Annotated in this window: 26 protein-coding genes; 14 read left to right on the forward strand and 12 right to left on the reverse strand. The window is 70.3% G+C overall.

What is annotated here, in order from left to right:
• Nucleotides 1-146 precede the first annotated feature (146 nt).
• Together pdxH and AB0K28_RS34570 are read left to right on the forward strand one after the other, a co-directional pair.
• Nucleotides 147-776 carry a pyridoxamine 5'-phosphate oxidase gene (gene pdxH / locus AB0K28_RS34565; RefSeq protein ID WP_364378257.1) on the forward strand — a complete coding sequence of 210 codons (630 nt, stop codon included), beginning with the start codon at nt 147-149 and terminating at the stop codon, nt 774-776.
• 10 nt (nt 777-786) lie between these two features.
• The gene (locus AB0K28_RS34570) at nt 787-2,022 is read left to right on the forward strand and encodes an MFS transporter (RefSeq protein ID WP_364378182.1); all 1,236 of its coding nucleotides are present in this window, start codon (nt 787-789) and stop codon (nt 2,020-2,022) included.
• Nucleotides 2,023-2,093: 71 nt separating this feature from the next.
• On the opposite strand, the gene AB0K28_RS34575 is transcribed toward AB0K28_RS34570, so the two are convergent.
• Entirely contained in the window at nt 2,094-2,711 is a 618-nt protein-coding gene (locus AB0K28_RS34575; protein WP_364378184.1) for a UdgX family uracil-DNA binding protein, read from the reverse strand.
• A 100-nt stretch (nt 2,712-2,811) separates the two neighbouring features.
• On the opposite strand from AB0K28_RS34575, the gene AB0K28_RS34580 reads away from it, so the two are divergent.
• Both AB0K28_RS34580 and AB0K28_RS34585 read left to right on the forward strand, forming a co-directional pair.
• Nucleotides 2,812-3,516: a metal-dependent transcriptional regulator gene (locus AB0K28_RS34580; protein WP_364378185.1), complete on the forward strand. Its 705-nt coding sequence runs from the start codon at nt 2,812-2,814 to the stop codon at nt 3,514-3,516.
• A gap of 123 nt (nt 3,517-3,639) precedes the next feature.
• Entirely contained in the window at nt 3,640-5,859 is a 2,220-nt protein-coding gene (locus AB0K28_RS34585; protein ID WP_364378187.1) for a SpoIIE family protein phosphatase, read from the forward strand.
• Between the two features lie 52 nt (nt 5,860-5,911).
• On the opposite strand, the gene AB0K28_RS34590 is transcribed toward AB0K28_RS34585, so the two are convergent.
• Nucleotides 5,912-6,556 carry a zinc ribbon domain-containing protein gene (locus AB0K28_RS34590; protein ID WP_364378189.1) on the reverse strand — a complete coding sequence of 215 codons (645 nt, stop codon included), beginning with the start codon at nt 6,554-6,556 and terminating at the stop codon, nt 5,912-5,914.
• Between the two features lie 203 nt (nt 6,557-6,759).
• On the opposite strand from AB0K28_RS34590, the gene AB0K28_RS34595 reads away from it, so the two are divergent.
• On the forward strand, nt 6,760-7,527 hold the full coding sequence (locus AB0K28_RS34595) for an alpha/beta fold hydrolase (protein ID WP_345395510.1): 768 nt from the start codon (nt 6,760-6,762) through the stop codon (nt 7,525-7,527).
• On the opposite strand, the gene atpB is transcribed toward AB0K28_RS34595, so the two are convergent.
• The 3 genes from atpB to AB0K28_RS34610 form a co-directional block, all read right to left on the reverse strand.
• Nucleotides 7,524-8,303 (reverse strand): F0F1 ATP synthase subunit A, encoded by a 780-nt coding sequence (gene atpB / locus AB0K28_RS34600; protein WP_364378191.1) that lies wholly within the window; start codon nt 8,301-8,303, stop codon nt 7,524-7,526. The genes AB0K28_RS34595 and atpB overlap by 4 nt on opposite strands.
• Before the next feature lie 75 nt (nt 8,304-8,378).
• Complete coding sequence (locus AB0K28_RS34605) at nt 8,379-8,540, reverse strand: hypothetical protein (RefSeq protein WP_364378193.1); 162 nt, start codon at nt 8,538-8,540, stop codon at nt 8,379-8,381.
• 44 nt (nt 8,541-8,584) lie between these two features.
• Nucleotides 8,585-9,730: an acyl-CoA dehydrogenase family protein gene (locus tag AB0K28_RS34610; RefSeq protein WP_345395519.1), complete on the reverse strand. Its 1,146-nt coding sequence runs from the start codon at nt 9,728-9,730 to the stop codon at nt 8,585-8,587.
• Nucleotides 9,731-9,950: 220 nt separating this feature from the next.
• On the opposite strand from AB0K28_RS34610, the gene AB0K28_RS34615 reads away from it, so the two are divergent.
• The 6 genes from AB0K28_RS34615 to AB0K28_RS34640 all read left to right on the forward strand — a co-directional run bounded on the left by AB0K28_RS34615 (nt 9,951) and on the right by AB0K28_RS34640 (nt 16,169).
• Entirely contained in the window at nt 9,951-11,282 is a 1,332-nt protein-coding gene (locus tag AB0K28_RS34615) for a hypothetical protein (protein WP_364378195.1), read from the forward strand.
• Between the two features lie 3 nt (nt 11,283-11,285).
• The gene (locus AB0K28_RS34620) at nt 11,286-12,062 is read left to right on the forward strand and encodes a class F sortase (protein ID WP_364378197.1); all 777 of its coding nucleotides are present in this window, start codon (nt 11,286-11,288) and stop codon (nt 12,060-12,062) included.
• Between the two features lie 142 nt (nt 12,063-12,204).
• Entirely contained in the window at nt 12,205-13,503 is a 1,299-nt protein-coding gene (locus AB0K28_RS34625; RefSeq protein WP_364378199.1) for a hypothetical protein, read from the forward strand.
• A gap of 6 nt (nt 13,504-13,509) precedes the next feature.
• Nucleotides 13,510-14,277 (forward strand): class F sortase, encoded by a 768-nt coding sequence (locus tag AB0K28_RS34630; protein WP_355429651.1) that lies wholly within the window; start codon nt 13,510-13,512, stop codon nt 14,275-14,277.
• Nucleotides 14,278-14,300: 23 nt separating this feature from the next.
• On the forward strand, nt 14,301-14,966 hold the full coding sequence (locus AB0K28_RS34635; protein ID WP_345395537.1) for a hypothetical protein: 666 nt from the start codon (nt 14,301-14,303) through the stop codon (nt 14,964-14,966).
• A 57-nt stretch (nt 14,967-15,023) separates the two neighbouring features.
• Nucleotides 15,024-16,169, forward strand: coding sequence for an acetyl-CoA C-acetyltransferase (locus tag AB0K28_RS34640; protein ID WP_364378202.1), 1,146 nt, complete (start codon nt 15,024-15,026; stop codon nt 16,167-16,169).
• A gap of 388 nt (nt 16,170-16,557) precedes the next feature.
• Here the strand turns inward: AB0K28_RS34640 and AB0K28_RS34645 are convergent, their stop codons facing one another.
• On the reverse strand, nt 16,558-16,923 hold the full coding sequence (locus AB0K28_RS34645; RefSeq protein WP_364378204.1) for a MerR family transcriptional regulator: 366 nt from the start codon (nt 16,921-16,923) through the stop codon (nt 16,558-16,560).
• A 58-nt stretch (nt 16,924-16,981) separates the two neighbouring features.
• On the opposite strand from AB0K28_RS34645, the gene AB0K28_RS34650 reads away from it, so the two are divergent.
• Nucleotides 16,982-18,139, forward strand: a complete 1,158-nt coding sequence (locus AB0K28_RS34650) for an MFS transporter (protein ID WP_364378206.1) — start codon at nt 16,982-16,984, stop codon at nt 18,137-18,139.
• 72 nt (nt 18,140-18,211) lie between these two features.
• On the opposite strand, the gene AB0K28_RS34655 is transcribed toward AB0K28_RS34650, so the two are convergent.
• The 6 genes from AB0K28_RS34655 to AB0K28_RS34680 are packed head-to-tail and all read right to left on the reverse strand — an operon-like array spanning nt 18,212 to nt 21,474.
• On the reverse strand, nt 18,212-18,886 hold the full coding sequence (locus AB0K28_RS34655; RefSeq protein ID WP_345395549.1) for a hypothetical protein: 675 nt from the start codon (nt 18,884-18,886) through the stop codon (nt 18,212-18,214).
• 6 nt (nt 18,887-18,892) lie between these two features.
• A complete protein-coding gene (locus AB0K28_RS34660) occupies nt 18,893-19,837 on the reverse strand; it encodes a hypothetical protein (RefSeq protein ID WP_364378208.1) in 945 nt (314 codons plus the stop codon).
• Nucleotides 19,828-20,133 carry a hypothetical protein gene (locus AB0K28_RS34665; RefSeq protein ID WP_364378210.1) on the reverse strand — a complete coding sequence of 102 codons (306 nt, stop codon included), beginning with the start codon at nt 20,131-20,133 and terminating at the stop codon, nt 19,828-19,830. The genes AB0K28_RS34660 and AB0K28_RS34665 overlap by 10 nt, the downstream gene beginning before the upstream one ends.
• 14 nt (nt 20,134-20,147) lie before the next feature.
• Entirely contained in the window at nt 20,148-20,552 is a 405-nt protein-coding gene (locus AB0K28_RS34670) for a YbaB/EbfC family nucleoid-associated protein (RefSeq protein WP_364378212.1), read from the reverse strand.
• Complete coding sequence (locus AB0K28_RS34675) at nt 20,552-20,953, reverse strand: YbaB/EbfC family nucleoid-associated protein (protein WP_364378214.1); 402 nt, start codon at nt 20,951-20,953, stop codon at nt 20,552-20,554. The genes AB0K28_RS34670 and AB0K28_RS34675 overlap by 1 nt, the downstream gene beginning before the upstream one ends.
• A 59-nt stretch (nt 20,954-21,012) precedes the next feature.
• Nucleotides 21,013-21,474 carry an Lrp/AsnC family transcriptional regulator gene (locus tag AB0K28_RS34680; RefSeq protein WP_345395563.1) on the reverse strand — a complete coding sequence of 154 codons (462 nt, stop codon included), beginning with the start codon at nt 21,472-21,474 and terminating at the stop codon, nt 21,013-21,015.
• Nucleotides 21,475-21,555: 81 nt separating this feature from the next.
• On the opposite strand from AB0K28_RS34680, the gene AB0K28_RS34685 reads away from it, so the two are divergent.
• Together AB0K28_RS34685 and AB0K28_RS34690 are read left to right on the forward strand one after the other, a co-directional pair.
• On the forward strand, nt 21,556-22,782 hold the full coding sequence (locus tag AB0K28_RS34685) for an amino acid permease (protein ID WP_364378216.1): 1,227 nt from the start codon (nt 21,556-21,558) through the stop codon (nt 22,780-22,782).
• A gap of 68 nt (nt 22,783-22,850) precedes the next feature.
• Nucleotides 22,851-24,722 carry an acyl-CoA dehydrogenase family protein gene (locus tag AB0K28_RS34690; RefSeq protein WP_345395569.1) on the forward strand — a complete coding sequence of 624 codons (1,872 nt, stop codon included), beginning with the start codon at nt 22,851-22,853 and terminating at the stop codon, nt 24,720-24,722.
• Nucleotides 24,723-24,886 lie beyond the last annotated feature (164 nt).

Genomic DNA, 24,886 nt, shown 5'->3' on the forward strand with positions numbered 1-24,886 from the left:
CGTTCGGGCAAACCCGCTGGTCGAAGGCTGGACCGGACTTTGGGGCCGGACACTGGGGGCGACCCGCTGGCATGCGGCCCCACCATGTGATCCGCCGCGTGAGCGCGCAAGAATACCGTCTCGTGGATGCCACCCCGCGCCCGCCCATGCTGGCGGGACTTCGCCGTACGTACGAGGGCGAGCCGCTGCTCGAGTCGGATCTCGCGCCCGACCCGGTCGATCAGTTCGCCACCTGGTTCCAGGACGCGCTCGACGCGGGCCTGCCAGAGCCCAACGCGATGGTCCTCGCCACCGCCTCCGCGGGCGGCCGGCCGAGCGCCAGGACGGTCCTGCTCAAGGGCTACGACGAACGCGGATTCGTCTTCTACACCAACTACGAGTCCCGCAAGGGCCGCGACCTGGCGGAGAACCCGCGCGCGTCCCTGCTCTTCCCCTGGCACCCCGTACGCCGCCAGGTCCGCGTCGAGGGCACCGTGACGCGGCTGTCGCACGAGGAGTCGGCCGAATACTTCTCCTCCCGCCCGTACGGCTCGCGCATCGGCGCGTGGGCCTCGCGGCAGTCGGCCGTGGTGCGGTCGAGGGAGGAGCTGGACGCCCGCTACGAGGAGCTGGCGGCGCGCTGGCCGGAGGATCCGCCGGTGCCCGACTTCTGGGGCGGTTTCCGTGTCCACCCGATCGAGGTGGAGTTCTGGCAGGGACAGCTCGACCGGATGCACGACAGGCTCCGGTACCGGCGGACCAGACCCGGGTGGGTAATAGAACGACTTGCCCCTTAATGTCTTCCGCGTGGCATTCGGGGACCTGGTCAAACGTCATTTCGTCGACACCCGCCCGCTGGGCGTACCGGCCTACCGGCGGATCTGGCTCGGCCAGGCGGTCTCCAACATCGGCGTCCACGTCACCGTCATCGCGGTGGGCCAGCAGGTCTTCGAGCTGACGCGGTCCTCGTTCCACGTGGGCCTGATCGGCATGGCCAACCTGATCCCGCTGATCGTCTTCGGCCTGTGGGGCGGGGCCATCGCCGACGCGGTCGACCGGCGCAGGCTGCTCATCGCCGGCTCGCTGGTGGCCTGGGCGGCCACGCTGTTCATCTTCGTCCAGGCCCTGCTCGGCATGGACAACGTGTGGCTCATCCTGCTCGCCGTCGCGGTCAACTCCACCGGCTTCGCCATCACCGGGCCCACCAGGGGCGCGATCATCCCGCGCATCCTGGACGCCGAGCTGGTGCCGTCCGCGAACGCGCTCAACTCGCTGATCTACAGCCTGAGCGCGGTCATCGGGCCGATGATCGGGGCCGTCGCGATGACCACAGGCGGGTTCGCGACGGCGTACGCGCTGGACGCCGTGCTCTTCACCGCCAGCCTCTACGCGGCGCTCAGGCTGCCCGCGCTGCCCCCGCTGGGCGTGGTGACCAGGCCCGGGCTCCGATCCGTGATCGACGGGCTCAGCTTCATCGCCAGGAGCCCGGTGCTGCTGATGTCGTTCGTGGTGGACATCATCGCGATGGTCCTCGCCATGCCCAGGGCGCTGTTCCCGGAGCTGACCGCCGAGCGCTTCGGCGGCTCCGAGCTGGCGCTCGGCTGGATGACCTCGGCCATGGGCATCGGCTCCGTGGCGGGCGCGCTGTTCTCCGGCTGGGTCGGGCGGGTCAAGCGGCAGGGAGTGGCGCTGTCGATCATCATCGCCGTCTGGGGGCTCGCGGTGGCGGGCGCCGGGCTCGTGCACGACCTGTGGCTGGTGGTGCTGCTCATGGCCGTCGGCGGCGTCGCCGACGTCATCTCCTCGGTCTGGCGGCAGTCCATCCTGCAGTTGTACGCGCCCGACGAGATGCGAGGGCGGCTGCAGGGCGTCTTCATGGTCGTCGTGTCCGGCGGCCCGCGCCTGGGCGAGCTGCGGGCCGGCGCCACCGCGACCGCGTTCGGGCTGACCGGGGCCTGGGTGGGCGGCGGGCTCGCGTGCACGGTCACCGTCCTGATCGTCGGCCTGTCGGTGGCCGGCTTCCGCAATTACCGCGCCCGCTGAGATCACCGCGCCGCCTGGGCGGGCGTGAGAGCGCCGTCAGAGGGCTCCCGGGGCCGATCGAGGGCCGGGGGTCAGGCGGCGTGCGCGGCGGCCTTCAGGTCCGCCAGGAAGTCCGCGTACGCCGCGTCGCGATCCGGCGCCCGCAGCACCGCCGACGGATGCACCGTGGCGACCGCCACCGCCTCCCCGAGCGGCACCGCCTCGCCCCGGTGCCTGGTCACCCGGAACGAGGGCCCGAGCAGCGCCCTGGCCGCCGTCGCCCCCAGCACGACCACCACCTCGGGCCGCACCACGGCCAGCTCGGCGTCCAGCCACGGATGGCAGGCGTCGATCTCGGCCGCCGTCGGCTTCTGGTGGATGCGCCGCTTGCCTCTGGGCGTGAAGGAGAAGTGCTTGACCGCGTTCGTCAGATAGACCTCGTCCCGCGCGATCCCGGCCTCCTCAAGCCCTCGGTCCAGGACCCGGCCGGCGGGCCCCACGAAGGGGTGTCCGCGCCGGTCCTCCTGATCGCCCGGCTGCTCGCCGACCAGCATGAATCTCGCCCGTTCAGGCCCCTCGCCGAACACCGTCCGCGTGGCGTCGCGATAGAGGTCGCAGCCCCTACAACCGGCCGCCGCCGTACGCAGGGAGGCGAGGTCGAGCCGGTCGGGAACGAACGAGGCCGCCCCGTTGTTGCCGTCCTTAACCATCGTCGGTCGTTCTCCCCATAGGGTTCCTGTGATTCCTGTGCCCGAGGTTGACGGGCTCAGTCCCTGCCACGACCGGCGTACCATGCAGTTGGGAGGAGCCTTGACCGCACACGGCCTGATCGATACCACGGAGATGTATCTCCGCACGATTTACGAGCTCGAAGAAGAGGGCATCGTCCCCCTTCGGGCCCGCATCGCGGAGCGTCTCCAGCAGAGCGGCCCCACCGTCAGCCAGACCGTCGCCCGCATGGAGCGCGACGGCCTGGTCCGCGTCGAAGGTGACCGTCACCTGTCGATGACCGACCTGGGCCGCACGCTCGCCACCCGCGTCATGCGCAAGCACCGGCTCGCCGAGTGCCTGCTCACCCAGGTCATCGGCCTGCCCTGGGAAGAGGTGCACATCGAGGCGTGCCGGTGGGAGCACGTCATGTCGGAGTCCGTCGAGTCGCGGCTGGTGACGCTGCTCGACAACCCGACCGTCTGCCCGCACGGCAACCCGATCCCGGGCCTCGCCGAGCTCGGCGCGCGCGAGCCCGTCGAGAGCGGCGCCGACCTGCTCACGACGATGTGCGAGCTGGCCGGCACACGCGACACTCCGGTCGTCGTGCGCCGAATTAGCGAACAAGTGCAAAGCGATCCCGCTGTGATGCTTAAACTCAAGCAAGTTGGGATACAACCCGGACGCGAGGTGACGCTCGCGGCGAGCGACGACGGTGTACGGGTGACAGGTGACGGTGACGCTAACGAGACTCCTGCGGAACTCCCCCGCGATATCGCCGCGCACGTATTTGTCTCCAAGCGCTGACGCGCGCGCGGCTACTTGGTTGAATCCCTCTAGGGAGGCCCTCCACTCTCCCCTGGCCAAGACTGTTGCAGGAGCGCCCGTGGTCCGTCTTGCAGACACGCCACCCCGAGGAGTGGTCTCCGGATGAAGCGTTGGGGGGATCTGTCACAAGAAGCGGCCGATCACCTGGCTGCCGGGTCGGTGCTCGACCAGGCCGAGATGGCGGTGGTCGTCACCGACCGTTTCAGCAATCTCCTCTACTGGAACCCGTTCGCCGAGAAGCTGTTCGGCGGGCCGGCCAAGTCGTCGCGTGATTCGTCCGGCCTGTCCCTCGGGATCATGGAGAAGGACCACCCGCTCGCCATCGAGCTGGCCAAGCACGTGCTCAAGGGCGGCGTGTGGGAGGGCACGTTCGACGTCCGGCGCGGCGACGGCACGATCGTCTACGTCCGGGCCCAGGCGGTGCCGCTGCGCCACCCCTCGGGGTCGGTGACCGGCATCGTCATGACCGCCAGAGAGGCGCTGCGCAGCAACGAGCGGGAGAAGGACCGCTTCGGGCTGCTCGAGCGCATCGGCGAGCGGCTCGCGGGCTCCCTCTACGTCGAGGAGACGCTCAAGCGGGTCGCCGAGATGCTCGTGCCGCAGTTCGCCGACCACTGCTTCATCGAGCTGATGGAGGGTGACCGGCTCGTCCGCCGGGTCTCTCAGCACGTACAGGGGTGGGCGCCCCCGTCGGGAACATGGAAGCCGGTGGGCGCGGAGATCCGCTACCCCTCCGGCCACTACGCCGACACCGCGCTCCGCCGCCAGGAGACGATCCTGGTCGAAGACTTCGCCGGCAGCCGCTACCCGGCCTCCCACGAGGGCAGCGCCCGGCTGTGCGGCGAGATCGGCATGACCTCCGCCATCGTGGCGCCGCTGCTGGTGCGGGGCGAGACGCTGGGCCTGATGTACCTCGGCCTGTCCAACCTCACCGACCGCCGCAGCCCCCACTACGACGCCTTCGACCGTGACTTCGTGGGCGCCATCGCCACCAGGGTCGCGCTCGCCATCGACAACGCGCTGCTGTTCGAAGAGGAGCGCCACACGGCGGAGTCGTTCCAGAAATACCTGCTGCCGCGCGCGCTGCCGCAGCTCGACGGCCTGCAGATCGCCGTGCGCTACTACCCGGCCGCCCCCCTCGCCTCCCACGGCCAGGGCATCCAGACCCAGGTCGGCGGCGACTGGTACGACGTCATCCCGCTGTCCGCGGGCCGCGTCGGCATCGTGATCGGCGACGTCGAGGGCAGGGGCGCCAAGGCGGCGGCCATCATGGGCCAGCTCAGGGCCGCGCTGCGGGCCTTCGCGCAAGACGACAAGTCGCCGGCCGACATCCTCGCCAGGCTCGACGAGTGGACCCGCATCATCGCCACCCCCGAGCAGGACGACAAGGGCGGCGAGGTCAGCATCCCGCCGATCGTCACCTGCCAATACCTGGTCTACGACGCCTGGTCCCGCCAGCTGTCGTTCGCCAACGCCGGGCACGCGCCGCCGCTGCTGCTGGTCGACGGCGAGTGCCGGGAGCTGGAGATCGAGGAGGTCGGCCAGCCCCTCGGCGTACGCGCCAAGGGCCTGCACGCCGACCTCGTCTACAAGGAGGAGACGGTCTCCCTCCCGCCCGGCGCCGCGCTGCTGCTCTACACCGACGGCCTGGTCGATCGCCGTCCCGGCCGCGACGGCAGCATGCCGAGCGAGGAGGAGACGCTCGGCACGCTGTGCGCGGAGCTGACCAAGGTGTCCGGCGCCGAGGTCGAGCGCATCGCCGACGCCGCCACGGTCGCGGTGCCCGGCGAGATCGACGACGACATGGCGATCCTCGTGGTCCGCTCCAGCGACGTCGACCTCGACGTCGAGGCCCGCACCTTCCCGGCCCAGCCGATCATGGTGGGCGAGGCGCGGCGGATGGCCGCCGAGGCGTTCGCCGACTGGAACGTCCCCGAGGAGCGAGCCGAGCTGGCCTGCCTGCTGGTCTCCGAGGTCGTCACCAACGTGGTGCTGCACGCCGCCGCCGCGGGGGTGCCGCGCAGGGAGCTGGTCGTCGAGGGGCCGCCGCTGCCGTTCGAGGAGTCCTGGGACATGCCGGGCCTCGAAGAGGAGGCCGTCGGCGACAAGGAGTTCACGCTGCGGCTGCGCAGGGGCGAGGAGTCGGTCTGGGTCGAGGTGTTCGACCAGGACCTGCGGCTGCCCCGCATCCGCAGCGCGGGGGAGAACGACGAGGGCGGGCGCGGCCTTTACCTGGTCGACCAGCTCGCCAGGCGTTGGGGATCGCGTCCCACCAGGGAAGGCAAAGCCGTCTGGTTCGAGATTCCCACGCGCGGCAGGTGAGTGTTCTACTGGCGCAGTGACTCCTCCGCTTCCTGAAGGGAGCGGCTTCTCGCTAAGCCGCTTCCCCAGCCTGGCGAAGGGCAGGCCCTGCCCTGAGAATGGTGCCGGCCGCGTTCACGTCGGCGTGCGCGGCATGCCCGCACGCCGTGCAGGCGAACGCGGCCTGGGTGAGGCGGTTGTCCTTCGCGCGGTGCCCGCATCGGGCGCACGTGCGGGAGGTGCCGGCGGGGTGCACCGCGATCAGCTCTCGACCGGCGTTGGCCACGTGCACGCCGTCGCTGGTGGTGACCAGCGAGGCGACGCCCAGGTCGATGCCGGCCGTCGTTCCCGTGGCGGGCAGCGGCGCGGTGGGCACGTCGTCGCACGACAGGCCCACATACCAACGCGAGCCTTCCCGCTTCACGCTGATCGTCTTGACCCGGCCGACCACCGGGCGGTGCTGGTGGACGCGGACGTGCCCGACATGGGAGGAGAACGACCACCGGCCCTGCCCGCCGGTGTCGTCGGCGCGGATGTGCTTCAACTCGGCCGACTGGTCACCGTAACGGACGCTCACTCCGGCCTTGGCATAGGCCGTACGCCGGTGCTCCAGCGCGGCGTTGTACAGCGTGCGATGGTCCTCCAGACACGCCGCCAGCACCCCCACCTGCGTGAGCGTGGGGCGCAGCGGGAACCTGTACGACCTACGTACGGCCACCACCCTTGGACGGCCGCTCGTCCTGCGTCTCGATGGAGCGCCGCACCGTCCCGGCCGGCACCACGCCGCCGTGTTATCCATCTAACGCGCGATGAACGGAGATCTCTGATGCGCGGACCTGACAGGTCACCGCACGCTCCGGCCTTGACGGCCCTCCCGATTCCCCCGTCGCCTCAAGGCGACGGTCCCCTCGGGAGAGTCTGATGGACCTGGCCTTCGAACGACGGGGTTCCGGCGAGCCGCTGATCCTCATCCACGGCATCGGTCACCATTGGCAGGGCTGGCTGCCGGTGCTCGACCGGCTGGCCGCCGCCCGTACGGTGATCGCGCTCGATTTGCCCGGGTTCGGGGCCTCGCCCGGTCTGCCCGACGGCATCCCCTACACCGCCGAGTCGCTGGCGGACGCGGTGGAGTCGTGCTGCGCGCTGCTCGGCGTGCGCGAGCCACACGTCGCGGGCAACTCGCTGGGCGGCTACATCGCCCTTGAGCTGGCCTCGCGTGGCGTCGTCCGGACGGCCACCGCGCTGTCTCCCGCCGGGTTCTGGTCCCGCCCTGAGCTGCTCTACTGCCAGGCGGTGCTGCGAGGGCTGCGGGCCACGGCCAGGTCGTTGCCGCCCGAGCAGCTCGCGAAGACGGCCGAGAACCCCCGTCTGCGTACGGTCTCCGCCGGCGTCCTGGTCGCCCGCCCCTCCAGGCTCGACCCCGCCGCCCTGATCGCCGCCACCGAGGCGCTGGCCGGCTCGACCGGTTTCGACGAGACGCTGGAGTCGTTCGGCGGGCTGATGCCGCCCGCGCCGCCCAAGACGCCCGTCACGATCGCGTGGGGCGAGCACGACCGGCTGCTGCTGCGCCGCCAGGCCGTACGCGCGGCGCGCTGGTCGGGCCAGCGGGTCAAGCTGCTCAAGGGCTGCGGTCACCTGCCCATGAGCGACGACCCCGAGCTGGTGGCCAGGGTCATCCTGCAGGGTTAGTGCGCGGGGTCCATCGCGTTGCCGATGTACATCGCGGTGAGCATGGCGAACAGGTACGCCTGCAGGAACTGGATGAAGATCTCCAGCGCGGTCATCACGATCGTCATCAGCACCGCGGCGACGCCGATGGGCGCGCCCAGCAAGGTCGGCTGCTCGAACAGGAACCAGAAGCCGACCGCCGAGAAGAACGCCAGCACCATGTGGCCGGCGAACATGTTCGCGAACAGTCGCACGGCGTGGGTGAAGAACGAGGTGACGAAGATGTAGACGAGCTCGAGCGGGGCATAGAGGACGATCGCCAGGAAGCGCGGCAGGCCGGGCGGGAACAACGAGTTCTTGAAGAAGCCGACGAAGCCCTGGTGCTTGAAGCCCATGTAGAGCTTGATCACGTAGGCGATGATCGCCAGCACCGCCGGGAAGGCGATGTGCGAGGTCACCGAGAAGTGCACGCCCGGCACGACACCCATGACGTTCCAGACCAGGATGAGCGCGAACATGCTCAGCAACAGCGGCATCCAGCGGTCGGAGTCCTTGCCGAGGAACGGGCGGGCGATCTGCTCGCGGACGAAGGAGTAGGCGTACTCGCCGGCGTTCTGCAGGCCCCTCGGGACGAGCTGCGGCCGGGCGAAGGCGCCCCAGGCCAGCGCGCACACCACCAGGGCGCTCAGCACGGCGAGCAGGACCGGTTTCGTGAGCCAGAAGGGCGCGCCCGCCCATAAGGGCGGGAACTCGAACACATCGGGGCCGGGGGCGTGGAACTCGGGGGCGAGCGACATCGGCTGCTCCTCGGCGTCAGGACGATACCCGCTACGGTTCTACCATTCGCCTTGGCCGGCCCCCAAGAGGTCCTCTCAAACCTTCGTCTGGCCCCACAGCAGCAGCATGACCAGGACGAACACGATCATCACGCCGGCGTAGCCGACCGGGCCGAGCCTGATCGCCCGGCGCACGCGGTTGAGGCCCCAGGCGAACAGCAACGCCAGGAAGATCAGGAGGATCAGGCCGCTGTCCATAGTGCCCAGTATGCGGCGGAATTTCGTTTGTCGCGCTTGACGCGTCAGAATCCGAAGGATCGGCCGATGATCTCCTTCATGATCTCGGTGGTGCCGCCGTAGATCGTCTGGACGCGGCTGTCCAGCCACGCCTTCGCGACCGGGTACTCCGTCATGTAGCCGTAGCCGCCGTGCAGCTGCAGGCAGCGGTCGATGACCTTGGTCTGCAGCTCGGTGGTCCACCACTTGGCCTTGGCGGCGTCCACTGCGGTCAGCCGGCCGGCGTTCAGCGCGACGACGCACTTGTCCACGTAGTGGCGGGCGATCTCCGTCTCGGTGGCCAGCTCGGCGAGGACGAAGCGGGTGTTCTGGAACGAGCCGATGCTGCGGCCGAACGCCTGGCGGGTCCTGCAGTACTCGATCGTCTCCTCCAGCACCGCCTCCGCCGCGGCCACCGCCGCCACCGCGATCGACAGGCGCTCCTGCGGCAGGTTGTTCATGAGCTGGAAGAAGCCCTCGCCGTCCTTGGGGCCGAGGCGGTTCGCGACGGGCACCCGTACGTTGTCGAAGAACAGCTCGGCCGTGTCCTGCGCCTTCATGCCGACCTTGTCCAGGTTCCTGCCGCGCCCGAAGCCCTCCATGCCCCGCTCCACCACGACCAGCGTGATGCCGCGCGCGCCCGCCTCCGGGTCGGTCTTGGCCACCACGACGACGAGGTCGGCGTTGATGCCGTTCGTGATGAACGTCTTCTGCCCGTTGAGCACGTAGTGGTCGCCGTCGCGGGCGGCCGTGGTCCTGATGCCCTGCAGGTCGCTGCCTGCTCCCGGCTCGCTCATGGCGATCGCGGTGATCAGCTCGCCGCTGACGAAGCCGGGCAGCCAGCGCTGCTTCTGCTCGTCGTCGGTCAGGTCGACGACGTACGGGGCCATGACGTCGTTGTGCAGCGAGAAGCCGAGGCCGCTCGCGCCGTGCCGCATGATCTCCTCGACGATGACCGCGTTGAAGCGGAAGTCCCTGACGCCCGCGCCGCCGTGCTCCTCCGGCACCGAGAAACCGAACATGCCCAGCTCTCCGGCCTTCTTCCAGACCTCGCGCGGGACGATGCCGTCCTTCTCCCACTGGGCGTGGTGCGGCACGACCTCGCGGGCCATGAACTCGCGCACGGTCTCGCGGAAGAGCAGGTGCTCCTCGTCGAAGAGGTCTCGCTCCATCGAACGCCTCCAGGGGCAGAATTGCATTCTGTTACCGCCACGTATACCCGGTTTTGCGGGGCTGGTGGAGGGGCTGGACACGGGTTCATCACAAGTGCCGGGAGAAGCGGGAATCCGTATGTGTTGCGGGTGTTTCCCACCTTAAGATCTACCCTCGGTCTATTTGTGGGTGATCGGAGTCTCCGTGAGTCGGTGGCGCAAGGTATTGATCGCCGGATCGGTGAGCTTAGCGGCAACGGCCGCATTCGTAGCGACGTCGTCGATTCCCGGCCAGGCCGCGTCCTCGCTGGTGATGAAGTACCGCTGTACGGGCGGCATCGCCGGCGCCGGCGTCGATCTCGAAGCTCGTATGACGCCGCAGGTCGAGTCGGGCACGATGAACGTGCGCTGGGACATGAAGTACACGAGCGTGCAGCGGTTCGGCTCGCCCGGCTTTTTCCCCGAGGGGTCGTCGCTCGACCTTGAGGGCACCGTGGACATCAGCGGCGCCTGGACCGGCCAGCTCCGGCCGAGGGGCGGGCAGTCGCAGGGCGAGCTGGTGCCCGGCGACTACCTCGATCTGCCCGAAGGACTCTCCGACAGCGCCTCGATCACCCGCACAGGAACCATCCGCTTCAAGCCCGGCAAACTGACCGTCCGCTTCACCCCTGCCGAGGGCGAGGTCAAGGTCAACAACAACGAGCCGGAGATCGAGTACAGCGGAACCTGGGAGCGCCTTCACCCTGCTCCCACTTATGACGACTTCCTCAGCGACATCGAGAAGACAACGGAGAAAAACGCCGTCGCGAAGCTGGACTTCGTCGGCACGAAGGTGGCCTACATCGGTCGCCGCGAGCAGAATCTGAGCCCGATCAGGGTGCTCATCGACGGTCAGCAGGTTTCGGGCGGGCTGGTGGAGCCAGGCAAGGACCGCAGCGGCAAGGACATGACCGGCACCGACACCCAAGAGGTGCTCTGGACCTCGTCGCAGCTCGAATACGGTCCGCACACCGTCGAGGTCATCAATACCGAGGACGCAACGGCCTACTTCGATGCCTTCCAGGTGTTCACGGGTGACATCCCGGAGCCGCCGAAGCACGAGCAGGCCGAGTGCGAGCTCCAGCACGACCCCGGTGCCATCGACGTCGACATCTCCGGCCCCACCGAGGACCCCACCGATGACCCGACCGACGAGCCCACCGAAGACCCGACCGACCCGGGGGAGGACCCTGGTGAGGACCCGGGTGAGGATCCCAACAACCCGAACAACCCCAACGACCCTGGTCCGGGTGGCAACGACGTCGGGACGATCGGGGGCGAGAACGTGATCGTGGTGCCCCAGACGTCGAGCAGCACCACGACCAGCCCCAAGCCAACAGGACCGACCGCCACCAAGTACTACCGGGCCCAGGTCGCCAAGACCCCCAGCGGCGGCGTCGAAACCGGGGTGGCGCCGGACGAGAACCGGCCGCCGTACGGGCTGATGGCCACCGGAATGGTCGTGGCGATGGGAAGCGCGGGCGGCGGGTTGCTGATGCGACGGCGGCGGGCCGCGCACGCGGGAGGTGCGTAAGCGATGACCGAGCAGAAGACCCCGATGCAGCGGGCCCTGCCCGGCCTGCTCATCGCCGGCTCGCTCGGCGGTGTCGGCCTGGTGATGGTGAGCCTGCTGTCGCTGGCGCCGCCCGTGGACGACGGCTCCGAGCCGCGCGCGGTGGCGCAGGCGGAGCCGACGACGGTGGAGATCGCGAACGCGGGCGCGTTCGTGCTCCCGCCGACCGTCGGCCCCGGCGGCAAGAACGTGCCCCTGACCCCGGCCCGCCTGGACGCGCCGCCCCCGCTGGCGGCCGTGCCGGTCGTGCCGGCGATCCCGAAGCCCAAGGTCAAGACCGCAAAGGCGCGGCCGACCCGCATCAAGATCCCCAAGATCAAGGTGAACGCCCCCATCGGCGCGGTCACGGTCAGCAAGAAGGGCGTCCTTGGCACGCCGCCGCTCAGCAGGCCCAACAGGACAGGCTGGTACAAGCACTCACCGGTCCCCGGCGAGACGGGCCCCGCGATCATCAACGGCCACGTCACCACCCGCAGCGGCCCCGCCGTCTTCGACCGCCTCCGGGAACTGGCCAAGGGCGACCACATCTACGTCTACCGGTCGGACGGGAAGGTCACCCGCTTCACGGTCAGCGGGATCGAACAGGCCAGCAAGAACGCGTTCCCGACCAAGCGCGTGTACGGCAACACCAGCAACGCCCAGATCAGGCTCATCACCTGCGGTGGGGTCTACAACAAGACCACCCACCACTACACGGACAACATCGTCGTGTACGCGACGCTGTCCAAGAAGAAGGGCTGAGTGTGGGAAAGTTGGGGTGGATTTGCCGGTTTACGGGAAGTTGACAGAGACAGTTCGTAGGATCTCTACCTGACCGTGACCATCGGCTGGAATTCTGGCACGACTGTTGACACCGCTGTGAAACGGAGAAGGACCCGTGCTTATGTCCCAGGTGGGGCGCCGCCTCGCCCAGAAGACGTCCGCATTGGGGCTCGCGGGCACGCTCGCGCTCTTCGTTTGCTCCATCTTCGTCCTCGCAACGCCAGGCACGGCCTCAGCCGCCGTGCAGAAGCAGTTCACCTACACCTGTGGGACGACGGGGCCCTTCAACAACCCCTCGATAACGGTCGGGCTAAGCGCACCGGATTCGGTGACGGCCGGTCAGACTTTCGACCTGACGGTGACCATCCCAGCGTTGACGTTGAGGAACCAAGACGCGACCGGCAATGTGCAGGTCGCTCTGACGCTTACCCCGACGGGTGGCAGCCTCTCGGACACCACCCCGAAAACGGGGCAGCCGGTTCCGACCACCGGCACCACAGTGCCCAGCGGAACCCTCACTTACAAGATCGCGGTGACTGCCACCACAACGGGCAAGGTCAGCATCAAGCCGGGGGTCCTGAAGTTGGGGCTCACCACTGCCACGACCCCCACCACTGACTGCAACCCGCCTACCGCCGCCACCGATGTCCTGGATGTGCCGATCGGCACCGGCGGTGGCGGTAACGGGACGACCACCGACGTCGTCGAATACAGGTGTGTCGGCCCCGCGACCACCGACACGCAGGATGTCGAGATCAAGGTCGAGCTGACCATGCCCACCTCCGCCAAGGCCAACACGCAGTTCGCGATCAAGTGGAAGGGCACCTACACGACGGGCAAGGAGCTCAAGGCTCCCAGCACCGGGCAGACGATCACCCCGAAAATCTTCGCTTATGCGGCCTTGTCTGGCATTTCCAACCTGACCTCCGCAACGGGCGAAGGTTCGACGGGCACGATCACGGCCAACAACCCGATCCCGCTGCCGACCACGACCATCGACGTCAAGGCCACCGCCAGCGCGGCGGGCACGGTCACGGTGAAGCCGTCGAAGATCAATTTCGGTGCCAATAGCAGGACCGGCAACGTTCCTATGATCGAGTGCACCGTCCAGAACGAGACCGAGCTCAAGTCGTACACGTTCACTGTCGGCAACGGCACGACGAGCCCCAGCCCCAGCCCCACGACGACGACGCCTCGTCCGACCACGACGCACACCGCGACGGTGACGGTCACGCCGAGCACCTCGCGCTCGTCCAGCACCCCCACCAGGAAGTCCCAGACGCCCAAGGCGGGCGCGGACACCGGTGCGGGTGGTATGGCGGGGCCTGACGGCCGGCTGTTCATTCTGACGGGCACGGCGCTGGTGGCGGCGGCGGCCGTGGGCGGGCTGGTCATGCGCCGGCGTTCGATCAGGAGCTGATCCGCGGTGTCCGGCTACTACCCGTACGGCGGCGCCCCCCAGGCTCCGGTGCCCCCGCCCGAGCACAAGGGGAGCACGGCGCTGCGGACGGTGCTGATCGTGGCGGCCATCGCCGGGGTGGCGACGGTCGTGGCGGGCCTGCTGATCGTGCTGCGCTCCCCGGCCGAGTACGGCCTGCAGAGCAGCAGCCGCGACAGCCTGGGCCTGCAGGCGCAGCCGAAGAACACCGGCCAGCCCGAGCAGGCGTACTTCCAGGCGCCGGCGAACGTCCCGCCCCCGCTGCCGCAGATCAAGGCGGCGCCTCCGATGCTGCCCTCGACGCCGGTGCAGATCATCATCAAGCGGCTCGGGGTGAAGGCGCCGATCAAGTCGGTGGGGCTGCGCAGGGACGGCACGATCGAGGTCCCGCCGCCGAACAACAGGAACCTGGCGGGCTGGTACCGCAACATGTCCACGCCGGGCGAGGCGGGCCCGGCGGTGCTGCTGGGGCACGTGGACACGCGTACGGGCCCGGCGGTGTTCGCCCGGCTCAAGGAGATCAAGAACGGCGATACGATCGAGGTCAAGCGCCAGGACAAGACGACCGCGGTGTTCACGGTCGGTGGGGTGGAGCAGGCGAGCAAGAAGACGTTCCCGACCCAGCGCGTCTACGGCGCTCGGGACGACGCGCAGCTCCACCTGATCACCTGCAGTGGCACCTACGATCGCACGACCGGGCACTACACCGACAACCTCATCGTCTATGCGACGATGACTGGCTCCTATCGAAGCTGAGCGCGGAGGCGGGCATGGGCTGGATGGCGAAGCGGAGACTGCGAACTGGCCCGACGGCGGCCGTTCCCGCGAAACCGGCTCAGGCGGAGCTGTTGCGGCTGGTCCAGCTGGCAGATCCGGGGGCGCGGCTCGACGGTGACGACGTCGTGGCGGCCGACGTGCGGGTGTTCGCGCCGGTCGAGGCGGAGCCCGAGCTGACCGGCGGGGTGCTGGAGAAGGCGTGGGCGGTCCGGGTGGCCGCGGAGGGGCCGCTGCCGCTCGACTTCTTCGACCGTTTCCTCGCCGAGGGCCTGGCGTTCCGGCTGGGCGGGCTCGCGGTGTGCCGGGGCGTGGTGAGCGATCCGGCCGACGACGACGAGGGCGGCCCCGCGGTGATCCTGCCGGTACGCCCGTCGCCCGAGGAGCTGGCGCCCCTGCTCGCGCCCGAGGAGGAGGGCCCGGCGTTCACGGCGGGCGACATCAGGGCCGTGCTGGTGCCCCAGGCGGGGCAGCCCCCGGCTGTGCAGGAGCTGCTGCCGTTCGCCACCGAGCTGACGGCGATCGAGTTGCGCGGCGCCGAGCCGGTCAAGCTGGGCGCGCTGGCGCTTGAGCTGTCCGAGGCGCTCAACGGCATCGCGGTCGACCGGTGGCGGTTCAGGATCGACGCGGCGGAGGATCTCGTGGCACCGGAGCGACCTGCGGCCGAATGACGTTCTGTTGTACGCTGCCCCTAGTAACCGAATAATGCTCGGTTCCCAGGAGGCACTGTGGCAGAGGCGTACATCGTCGGGGCGGTTCGCACCCCGGTCGGCAAGAAGAAGGGTGGCCTGTCCACCGTCCACCCCACTGACCTGGCCGCGCACACCCTCAAGGCGCTGATCGACCGCACCGGCGTCGACCCCGAGGCGGTCGAGGACGTCATCATGGGGTGCGTCATGCAGTTCGGCCCCCAGAGCATGGACATCGCGCGAAATGCCTGGTTGTCGGCGGGGCTGCCCGAGACCACCGCCGGCGTCACCATCGACCGGCAGTGCGGCTCCTCGCAGCAGTCCATCCACTTCGCCGCGCAGGGCGTGCTGTCCGGCACGCAGGACCTCGTGGTGGCGGCCGGCGTCGAGTCGATGAGCATCGTGCCCATGGGCTCCTCGATCAAGGCGGCGCTCGATGCGGGCATGCCGTTCCCGTTCGGCGACAAGTGGGTCGAGCGTTACGGCAAGCAGGAGATCTCGCAGTTCCGCGGCGCCGAGCTGATGTGCGAGAAGTGGGGCTTCAGCCGAGAGGTGCTGGAGCAGTACGCGTTCGAGTCGCACCAGCGGGCGGCCAAGGCCATCGCCAACGGCTACTTCAAGGACCAGATCGAGCCCGTCAACGGCGTCGAGGACGACGAGGGCCCGAGGCCCGACACGACGCTGGAGAAGATGGCCGGACTGAAGACGCTGAAGGAGGGCGGCCAGATCACCGCGGCCACGTCCTCGCAGATCTCCGACGGCTCCGGCGCCGTGCTCATCGCCTCCGAGCAGGCCGTACGCGACCACGGCCTGACCCCGAGGGCCCGCATCCACCAGCTCGCGCTCATGGGCGACGACCCGGTCTACATGCTGACCGCGCCGATCCCCGCCACGCAGCGGGCGCTGAAGAAGGCCGGCATGTCGATGGGCGACATCGACGTGGTGGAGATCAACGAGGCGTTCGCCCCGGTGCCGCTGGCCTGGATGAAGGAGCTGGACGCCGACCCCGACAGGGTCAACCCCAACGGCGGCGCCATCGCGCTCGGCCACCCGCTGGGCGGCACGGGCGCGATCCTGATGACCAAGCTGCTGCACGAGCTCGAGCGCACCGGCGGCCGTTACGGCCTGCAGACGATGTGCGAGGGCGGCGGCCAGGCCAACGTCACCATCATCGAACGGCTCTAGAAAAAGGGCGCGAGCGCCGCCTCCGGGCGTAACGAGGGAGGCGGCGCCCGCCTAACTACCATCCCGGTAGTTGTCTTCATCGCCCCTTGGGCGGGATGTGGCGCGGCGGCATGATCGGCCGCTGCGGCATCTTGGGCATCGGCCGCACCACGGGCAGGTGCGGGCGGTGGTTTCTGTCGGCACGAGCACGCATGAAAGGCTCCTTTACGTAATTCGGCAACGCGGCTCGACGATGCATTGAGCCGGCGGGCGAACATGACTGCCGCGTCACTGGGTGGACGGTGGGACAGGTCGCTCTATCGCGAATTACAGGTAAAGGCGCATGTCCATGAGGCTACGGGCGTGCTGGAAGCGCGTGCAACCGATTTATCCGGCACATGGCATCCGGTCAGACCGCCGACTTGCGTAGCCCGGCGGAGATGACGAGGTCGAGGGCCTCGCGCGACTCGCGCAGGGCCTCCATCGCGCGGTCGATCCTGTCGCGCTCCGTCCGCAACTGGCCGAGCACGTCGGGGCAGGTGGGCGCCAGGCGCTCGCCGTCAGTCTCCAGGCAGGGCAGCACGGCGGCGATCGCGGACGTGCCCAGCCCGGAGGCCAGCAGGCTGCGGATGCGGCGCACGGTGTCGACGTGGGTCTCGGTGTACTCCCGGTAGCCGCTCGCCGAGCGCTCGGGCCGCAGCAGGCCCTGCTCCTCGTAGTAGCGCAGCAGCCGCTCGTGCACGCCGGTGCGTCTGGCCAGCTCGCCGATCCGCATGTGACCTCCCTCACCACGCCTTGACTCTCACATTCATGTGAGACTTTAGCGTGCCCGCATGAAGAGGAGCCTGTTGGTGCCGGCCGTGCTCATGGTGAGCGTTTTCGTGGTCGGCACGTCGGAATATCTGATCGCCGGGCTGCTGCCGCAGGTGGCCGCCGACCTGCACGTCTCGGTGTCCACCGCCGGGCAGGCGGTGACGGCGTACGCGCTGGGCGTCGTGGTCGGCGGGCCGCTGGTGACGATCGCGACCGTGCGGGTGCCGCGCAAGGGGCTGGCGCTGGGGTTGCTGGTGTTGTTCGCGGCGGGGAACGCCGTCTGCGCGGTGGCGGGGTCGTACGAGGTGCTCATCGCCGGACGGGTGATCGCCTCGCTCAGCCACGCGGCCTTCCTGACCCTGGCGCTGATGGCGGCGACCCGGGTGGTCGCGCCGCATCGCGCCGGTACGGCCATCGCCGCCGTCGGGTCCGGGTTCTCCGTGGCCACGCTGCTCGGGGTGCCGCTCGGCGTGCTGCTGGGGGAGGACGCGGGCTGGCGGACGCCGTTCGCGGTGCTGGTGGTCCTGGCGCTCGCCGCCGCCGGGGCACTGGCCGCCGTCCTGCCCCGCCAGGAGGCGGCGGCCACGCGCGTACGGGACGAGATCGCCACCGTGCTGGGCCGGCGCGTGCTGATCGTGATCGCCACCACGGCGGTCGGGCTGGCCGCCACCTCGACCGTTTTCACCTACCTGGTGCCCGCCTTGACCGGCATCACCGGCTTCGGCCCCACCGCGATCTCGGCGCTGCTGCTTCTCCACGGCGCCGGCGGCCTGGCCGGCGGGCTGGCGGCCGGGCGGCTGGCGGACCGCTCGCTCGCCTTCACCGTGCGCGGCACGTTCGCCGGCCTGGCCGTGATGCTGGCCGCCTTCCCCTTCGCGGTGCCGTGGGCGGGGCCCGCCGTTCTGGCGGTGCTGGTGCTGGGCGTGCTGGCCTCGGCCACCACGCCCGTGCTGCAGAGCCTGGTGCTCCGGCATGCCGGGCAGGCGCCCACGCTCGCGGTGTCGGTGAACGTGTGCGCCTTCAACATCGGCATCGCCGCCGGCTCGGCGCTGGGCGGCGGGCTCGTGGCGGCGGGCGGCCTGCGCTGGCTCGGCCTGGCCGCCGCCGCTCTGAGTCTCGCGGCCCTCGCCATCAGCTACGCCGCCATCCCCCGCGAACCCGCGCCCGCGCCCGCGTGAACGCCTGGTCCGCGGTCTACCCCCGCCCGCCTGGTTCGAGGTCCGCCCTCGCCCCCGGCCGGGCGAAGCCGGCTAGTTCTCGAAGCGGCCGAGTTGCCACTGGGCGAACGAGCTGACCTCCTCGTCGCGTGCCCTGGCGGCGTGGCGCAGGAGCGCCGGGTCCTCCTCGGCCATGCGCGTGGCGGTCGCCGCGGCGAACAGCCGGGCCACCGGGTCGTCGCCGGCCAGCCCGGACACCACCTCGCCCGGATCGGGCTCCCCGGTGTCGGCGGCGACCAGCGCCGCCGTGTGCCGCCCCAGCTCGGGATCGGCGAGCCGGGAGAGCCCGAGCATGAGCTGCTCGGTCGAGGCCATCGCCAGGAAGTGCAGGACCTTCCACCGGATGGCGGTGTCGGGGTCGCGGCTCAGGGTGATGGCCTGGGCGAGGACGGCCGCGTCCTCCTGCTCCTCCGCGGCGAGCAGCACGAACTCGACGGCGAAGAAGCGCACCTGCCGCCGCGGATGGGCGAGCAGCGCAGGAGCCTCGTCGAGCAGGGACGCGGCCCGCTCGCCCAGCTCCGACAGCAGCCAGGACCCGGTCTGCACGGCGTCGTCGTCACCGCTGCGCAGCAGGGCGCGCAGGTTGTCGACCGGGTAGCCGTCGAACAGCTCGTTGAGCAGGTCGTTGGCCAGCCGCCCCCTGACCTCGTCGTCGGCGGGCCGGGCGAGGATGCGCGCCATCAGGTCGTCGCCCGTCTGTGTGTGCATCTCGAGCTACTTCCCCTCGTTGGCCTTGCGTTCGAGCTCTTCCAGGAGTTTCTGCTCGTCCCTCAGCCGCGCCTGGTGCCCGGTGTCCTTGCCGAGCTTGGCCTCGTTCATCTTCCGCGTCAGGATGCTGTCCTTGACCTGCGCCGCAGCCTCGGCGGCCTGTTCCGGCGACATCTTGCTCACGTCGTTGCTCGACGGCAACCTGCCGTGCATGCGCTGCGCGTTGTTGTCGAAGCTGGCCGGAGAGTTCCGGCTCCAGCCGCCGCCCCCTCCATCGCTCTTCTTCTTTCTGCGGATCTGCAGGATGCCCGGGTTGCGGTCGAAGCTCTTGGGATCGACGGGCACCCGGCCGCCGGGCAGCCGGCCCGCGCCCGCGAGCGCCGGGCTGCCGGGCGGGCCCGGGGGGCGGAGGCGGCTCAGGATGTCGCGCAGCGGAGCGGTGGCCCGCCTGGTCAGCGCCGGTGCCATGTGGCGGCCGGTGCCCTCGGCTGCCTCGCGCAGGACCTTGGTGCCTGCCCGCCTGATCGCGAGCAGGGTGGCGGTCGCGGTGAGCCCGGCCGCCGGCCCGCCGGCCAGCAGGGCGTAGAGCAGCCGTACGGTGCCGACGGCCGCGACCGTGCCGACCGCGACCTTGGTGCCGGTCACCACGTACCCGAGGCCGTCGAGCGCCGCGGGCGCGATCCGCGTCGCGGCCGTGGCCTGCGCCAGGTGGCCGTTGGCGTTGTCGCTGGCGTTCCACGCGCTCTGCAGCGCGACGGCGGAGTCGCCCCGGTGGAGGCCGGCGGCCCCGCGTACGGTGGCGTCGGCGTCCGCGCCCTCCTGGGCCGTGTACGCCTGCACGATGCGCGCCGCGTCGGCGTCGGCGTGGATCTCGTCCTCGTCGATGTTGGGGAACCAGAGACCGGCCAGTTCCAGCGTCGCGTCGAGTTGCGGGGGGAGCGTTATCGCCATGCCGCCGGATCCTGCATCGCGCTGGCCTGCTCACCTGCCGTGACGTTCTGCGGGACGAGACGCATGCCCGCGCTCACCCCGCCGATGTGTCCGCCGATGCCGGGCACGGCCTCCAGCATGGCCAGCCGGCACTCGATCCAGGCCGTCTCGATCTCCGCGAAGAGACCGTCGTCCCCCCATCTGCCCCCTCGCTCGCGCAGCCGCTCGACCGCCGCCGCGTAGTCGTCCCCGTGTGTCTGCAGGCGCCTGGCCTGCTCTGTGTACGCCTCTTTGGCGATTTCAACCCCGTACTGCATGAATGGGACTGTAATCAACCTTTGTGGCTTATGTGATTATTTTTCAGTAGGCCCCCGAGGCGCCGCCGAAGCTCCGCCACGTCCACCGCGATCCCGGGCACGGCCTGCCGGAGGTGCTCGCGCAGCAGCTCATCGGCCTGCCGCCGGGCATGCTCCTGCGCGGCTCCCACGGCGGCGAAGATCGCATCGCGCAGCCCGTCGGTCCCTTCACGCAGCGCCTGCGGCCCGAGCGTGATCTCCGCCACCCGCCCTTCGGCGTCCACGACGGCGCCGACGCCCTTCGCCTGACCCGTGCCGACGACCTCCGCCAGCAGCCGGTCCACGTCGGAGAGTGCGGCCTCGGCATGGAACGCCTGCTCGGTGGCACGCTCCACGTCCTGAGGCCGGATGTCGCGCGGATCGATCGCGTAGCCGGACATCACCGGTCTCCCGCGAGCAGATCGCGCATCGCCGCGTCCACGCGCCGCCGGACGAACGTCTCGTCCAGCGGCTCGGGCAGCGCCTCGACGTAGGTGCCGACCTCGTCCAGGATCTCCCGCGAACGCCGCGCGGCGTCGTCCTGCGCGGCCCGGACCGCCTTGGTCAGCTCGCGGCCGATGACCGCGGGCGGCAGGCGGAGCAGGCGCGGGTTGAGGTCGATGCCGCTCAGCGCACCCCCCGCGCCGGCCGTCACCCTGATGAACCCGTCGGCGGCCACGCCGGTGCCCGCGACCTGGCCGATGAGCTGTTTAGCGGTACGGAGGTGACGCATCGCGTCCTCCGTCTGCCGCATGATCTGGTCGAAATAGAGCCTGTCCTGGTCAGGCGACGGCCATGACACCCCGGAGACCCCCTTCACCGGTGACTGACAAAGAGTTCAGGATCCTACCTCCGCTTTCTTCACGGCGCGGGCAGCGGCTCCGGCACCACCTTCTGCACCTGCTGGAACACCACCGACGTACGGAAGCCGACGATCTCCTTGCGCTTGCTGAGCCGGTCGAGCAGGAACGCGTGCAGGTGGTCGAGGTCCTGCACCGCCACGTGCAGCAGGAAGTCGTCGCCTCCCGCCAGCACGAACACGCTCAGCACCTCCGGCATCTCGGCCGCCGAGGTCTGGAAGGCGTTGATCACCGCCCGGCTGAGCGGCCGCACCTGGACCGAGACCATGGCCTGGACGCCGCGGTTGAGCGCGGCGGGGTCGATGTCGGCGTGGTAGCCGCGGATCACGCCGCGGCGGGTCAGCGAGCGGACGCGTTCGAGACAGGTGGAGGGGGCGATGCCGAGCTGCCTGGCCAGTTCGCGGTTCGACTGCCGCGCATCCGTTTGGAGCAGCCGTACGATCGCCGAATCAAGTTCGTCCATGACTCCACACTGCCAGCCATTCCGGCCGAACGTTCGGAGGGGCGTGCTCACCGCCGAATGGCTGAACTACCTTCCGTGCATATGAGTGGACGAATGGGAGCCGTACAAGGGACGGCGCTGCTCGTGGGCGCGGTGCTGGGACCCGGCATGCTGGTGCTGCCGCACCTCGCCGCAGCGGCGGCGGGGCCCGCCTCCGTGCTGGCCTGGGCGGGCATGCTCGCGCTTAGCGTGCCCGTCGCGCTGACGTTCGCCGCGCTCGGCGCCCGCTACCCCGGTGGCGGCGGGGTGGCGGCGGTGGTCGGGCTGGCGTTCGGCCGGTCCGCCTCGGCCGTGGCCGGCTGGTGGTTCTACGGCGCCGTGCCGATCGGCACCGTCGCGGGCGCCCTGGTCGGCGGCCAGTACGTCGAAGCCTGCCTGGGCGTGGACGCGACCCTCGCCGCCTGCCTGATCCTGGCCGCCGCGTTCGCCGCCAACGCCGCCGGCCTGCGCGCCTCGGGCGGGCTGCAGATCTGCATGGTCGTCCTGCTCGTCGCGGTGCTGGTCACGGCCGTGGTGAGCGCCGCACCGCACGCCGACCCGGCCAACTTCACCCCCTTCGCCCCGTACGGCGCCGCCGGCGTGGCGGGCGCGGCCGGGGTGCTGATGTTCGCGTTCGTCGGCTGGGAGGCCGCGAGCCACCTGTCGGCCGAGTTCGCGGGCGGCGGGCGGGGCCTGCTCAGGGCCACGGTCGTGACGCTCGTGGTGATCGCCCTGCTGTACGCCGGCGTCTCCGTCACCTCGGTCGCCGTGCTCGGCGCCGACATGCCGGGCGTGCCGCTGACCGCCATGCTGGAGAGCGGACTCGGCCCCGCGTCCAGGCCGGTCACCGGCGTGCTGGCGGTGCTGCTGTCGTTCGGGGCGGTCAACACCTACATCGCGGGAGCGGCCAGGCTGGGCGCGGCGCTGGCGGCGGACGGGGCGCTGCCGGTCTGGTTCGCCAGGGGAGGGGCGCCGGGCGAGACGCCGTACCGGAGCCTTGGGCTGGTGCTCATGCTGAGCGTGCCCGTGCTGCTCTGGGCGGTGGATCTCGACCCGCTCATGCGCGCGACCTCGGCATGCCTGGCGGCGGTGACGGCGGCGGGGGTGGCGGCGGCGGTGCGCATGCTGCCGCGCGGCCGGCTCAGGACCACGGCCGTGGTGGGCACGGGGATGTCGCTGGCGGGGCTGGCCTTCTGCGGCGCGTACCTGCTGGTGCCCGCCGTGCTGGCGGTGCTCGCGCTCGCCGTACGGCGGCTGAATGCTCGCCGTTCCCTCAAAATCGGGCTATAACGGCGACAGGGCGCCGTCTCGGCGGGCAGTACCCATGAGCACAAGACGGCGCGACGTCCGGAGGTGCCATGACCGAGCACGCTGAGTACAGGGAGTCCCGGGAGGTCGGCGAGCAGGCACGCGAGAAGGAGTGGACGCACCCCAGCTTCGCCAGGCAGCTCTTCCTCGGCGACTACCGGCTGGATTTGGTGCACCCGGCCCCGACGCCGCCCGACGAGGCGGCCAAGCGGGGCGAGGACTTCGTCAGGGCGCTGCGCCGCTTCCTCGACGCGCACGTCGACCCGGTGCTCATCGAGCGCACCGCGCAGGTGCCCGACGACGTGGTCAAGGGCCTCGCGCGGCTCGGCGCGTTCGGCATGACGATCAAGGAGGAGTACGGCGGGCTCGGCCTGCCGTACCTGTACTACTGCCGCGCCCTCATGCTCGTCGGCTCCTACTGCCCCGCGCTGGCCACGCTGCTGTCGGCGCACCAGTCGATCGGCGTGCCGCAGCCGCTCAAGCTGTTCGGCACCGAGGAGCAGAAGCGCGAGTTCCTGCCGAGGTGCGCGGCCGGCGAGATCTCCGCGTTCCTGCTGACCGAGCCCGACGTCGGCTCCGACCCGGCCCGGCTGGCCACCACCGCCGTCCGCGACGGCGACGAGTACGTGCTCGACGGCGTCAAGCTGTGGACGACCAACGGCGTCATCGCCGACCTGCTGGTGGTCATGGCCAGGACCGGCAAGAAGATCAGCGCGTTCGTCGTCGAGGCCGACACGCCTGGCATCACGGTCAAGCGACGCAACGAGTTCATGGGGCTGCGCGGCATCGAGAACGGCGTCACCGTCTTCTCCCAGGTCAGAGTGCCCGCCAGGAATCGCGTCGGCAAGGAGGGCGAAGGGCTCAAGATCGCGCTCACCACGCTCAACACCGGCCGCCTGTCCCTGCCGGCCACCTGCGCGGGCAATGCCAAGTGGGCCGTGAAGATCGCCCGGGAGTGGGGAACCGCGCGCGTGCAGTGGGGCCGCGAGGTCGGGCGGCACGAGGCCGTCGCCACCAAGGTCGCCTTCATAGCGGCCACCGCGTACGCGCTGGAGGCCGTCTGCGAGCTGACCGGCCGGCTGGCCGACGACCGGCGCAACGACATCAGGATCGAGGCGGCACTGGCCAAGCTGTACGCCTCGGAGCTGTCGTACCGGGTGCTCGACGAGCTGGTCCAGATGCGCGGCGGGCGCGGCTACGAGACGGCCGCGTCGCTGGCCGCGCGGGGCGAGCGCGGCGTGCCCGCCGAGCAGATGCTGCGCGACTCCCGTATCAACCGCATCTTCGAGGGCTCGTCCGAGATCATGCGCCTGGCCATCACCCGCGAGGCCGTGGACGCGCACCTGACCGCCGCGGGCGAGCTGGTCAACCCGGACGCGAGCCGCCAGGAACGCGCCCAGGCGCTGCGCAGGGCCGGCCGCTTCTACGCCACCTGGCTGCCCACGCTGGTCGCGGGGACGGGCAACCTGCCCACCTCGTACGCCGCATTCGGCCCGCTCGCCGGCCACCTCCGCTTCGTGGAGCGGACCAGCAGGAAACTGGCCAGGTCCACCTTCTACGGCATGTCCCGCTGGCAGGGCGGCCTGGAGCACAAGCAGTCGTTCCTGGGCCGGATCGTCGACATCGGCGCCGAGCTGTACGCCATGACCGCCGCCTGCCTCAAGGCCGAGGAGGATTCACGCGACCTGGGGCGGCGGCCGTACGAGCTGGCCGACACCTTCTGCCAGCAGGCCAGGCGCCGGGTGGACGCGCTGTTCGCCAGGCTCTGGGACAACAGCGACACCCAGGACGTCCGCCTGGCCGGATACGTGCTCGACGGCCGCTACACGTTCCTGGAGGAGGGCATCCTCGACCCGTCGATCGAGGGCCCGTGGATCGGCGCGCCGGAGGGTGGGGAGAGCGTACGGCGGAAGATCCTCTGACATCCGGTCTAGACCGGTTGTGATCGCTCCTTTCGTGAGGTGTTGCGAAAACGAGACGGACCGGTATAGACCGGCCGCTTAGCTCAGGCTTACGCTGACGCAAACGCGGGCAAGCCGGAACTCGCGTGTCACATCCCCCTGGGCTGGGTCGGCCGAACTGGTAC

The sequence above is a fragment of the Nonomuraea sp. NPDC049504 genome, assembly GCF_040676845.1.
Classification (GTDB): Bacteria; Actinomycetota; Actinomycetes; order Streptosporangiales; family Streptosporangiaceae; genus Nonomuraea; species Nonomuraea salmonea.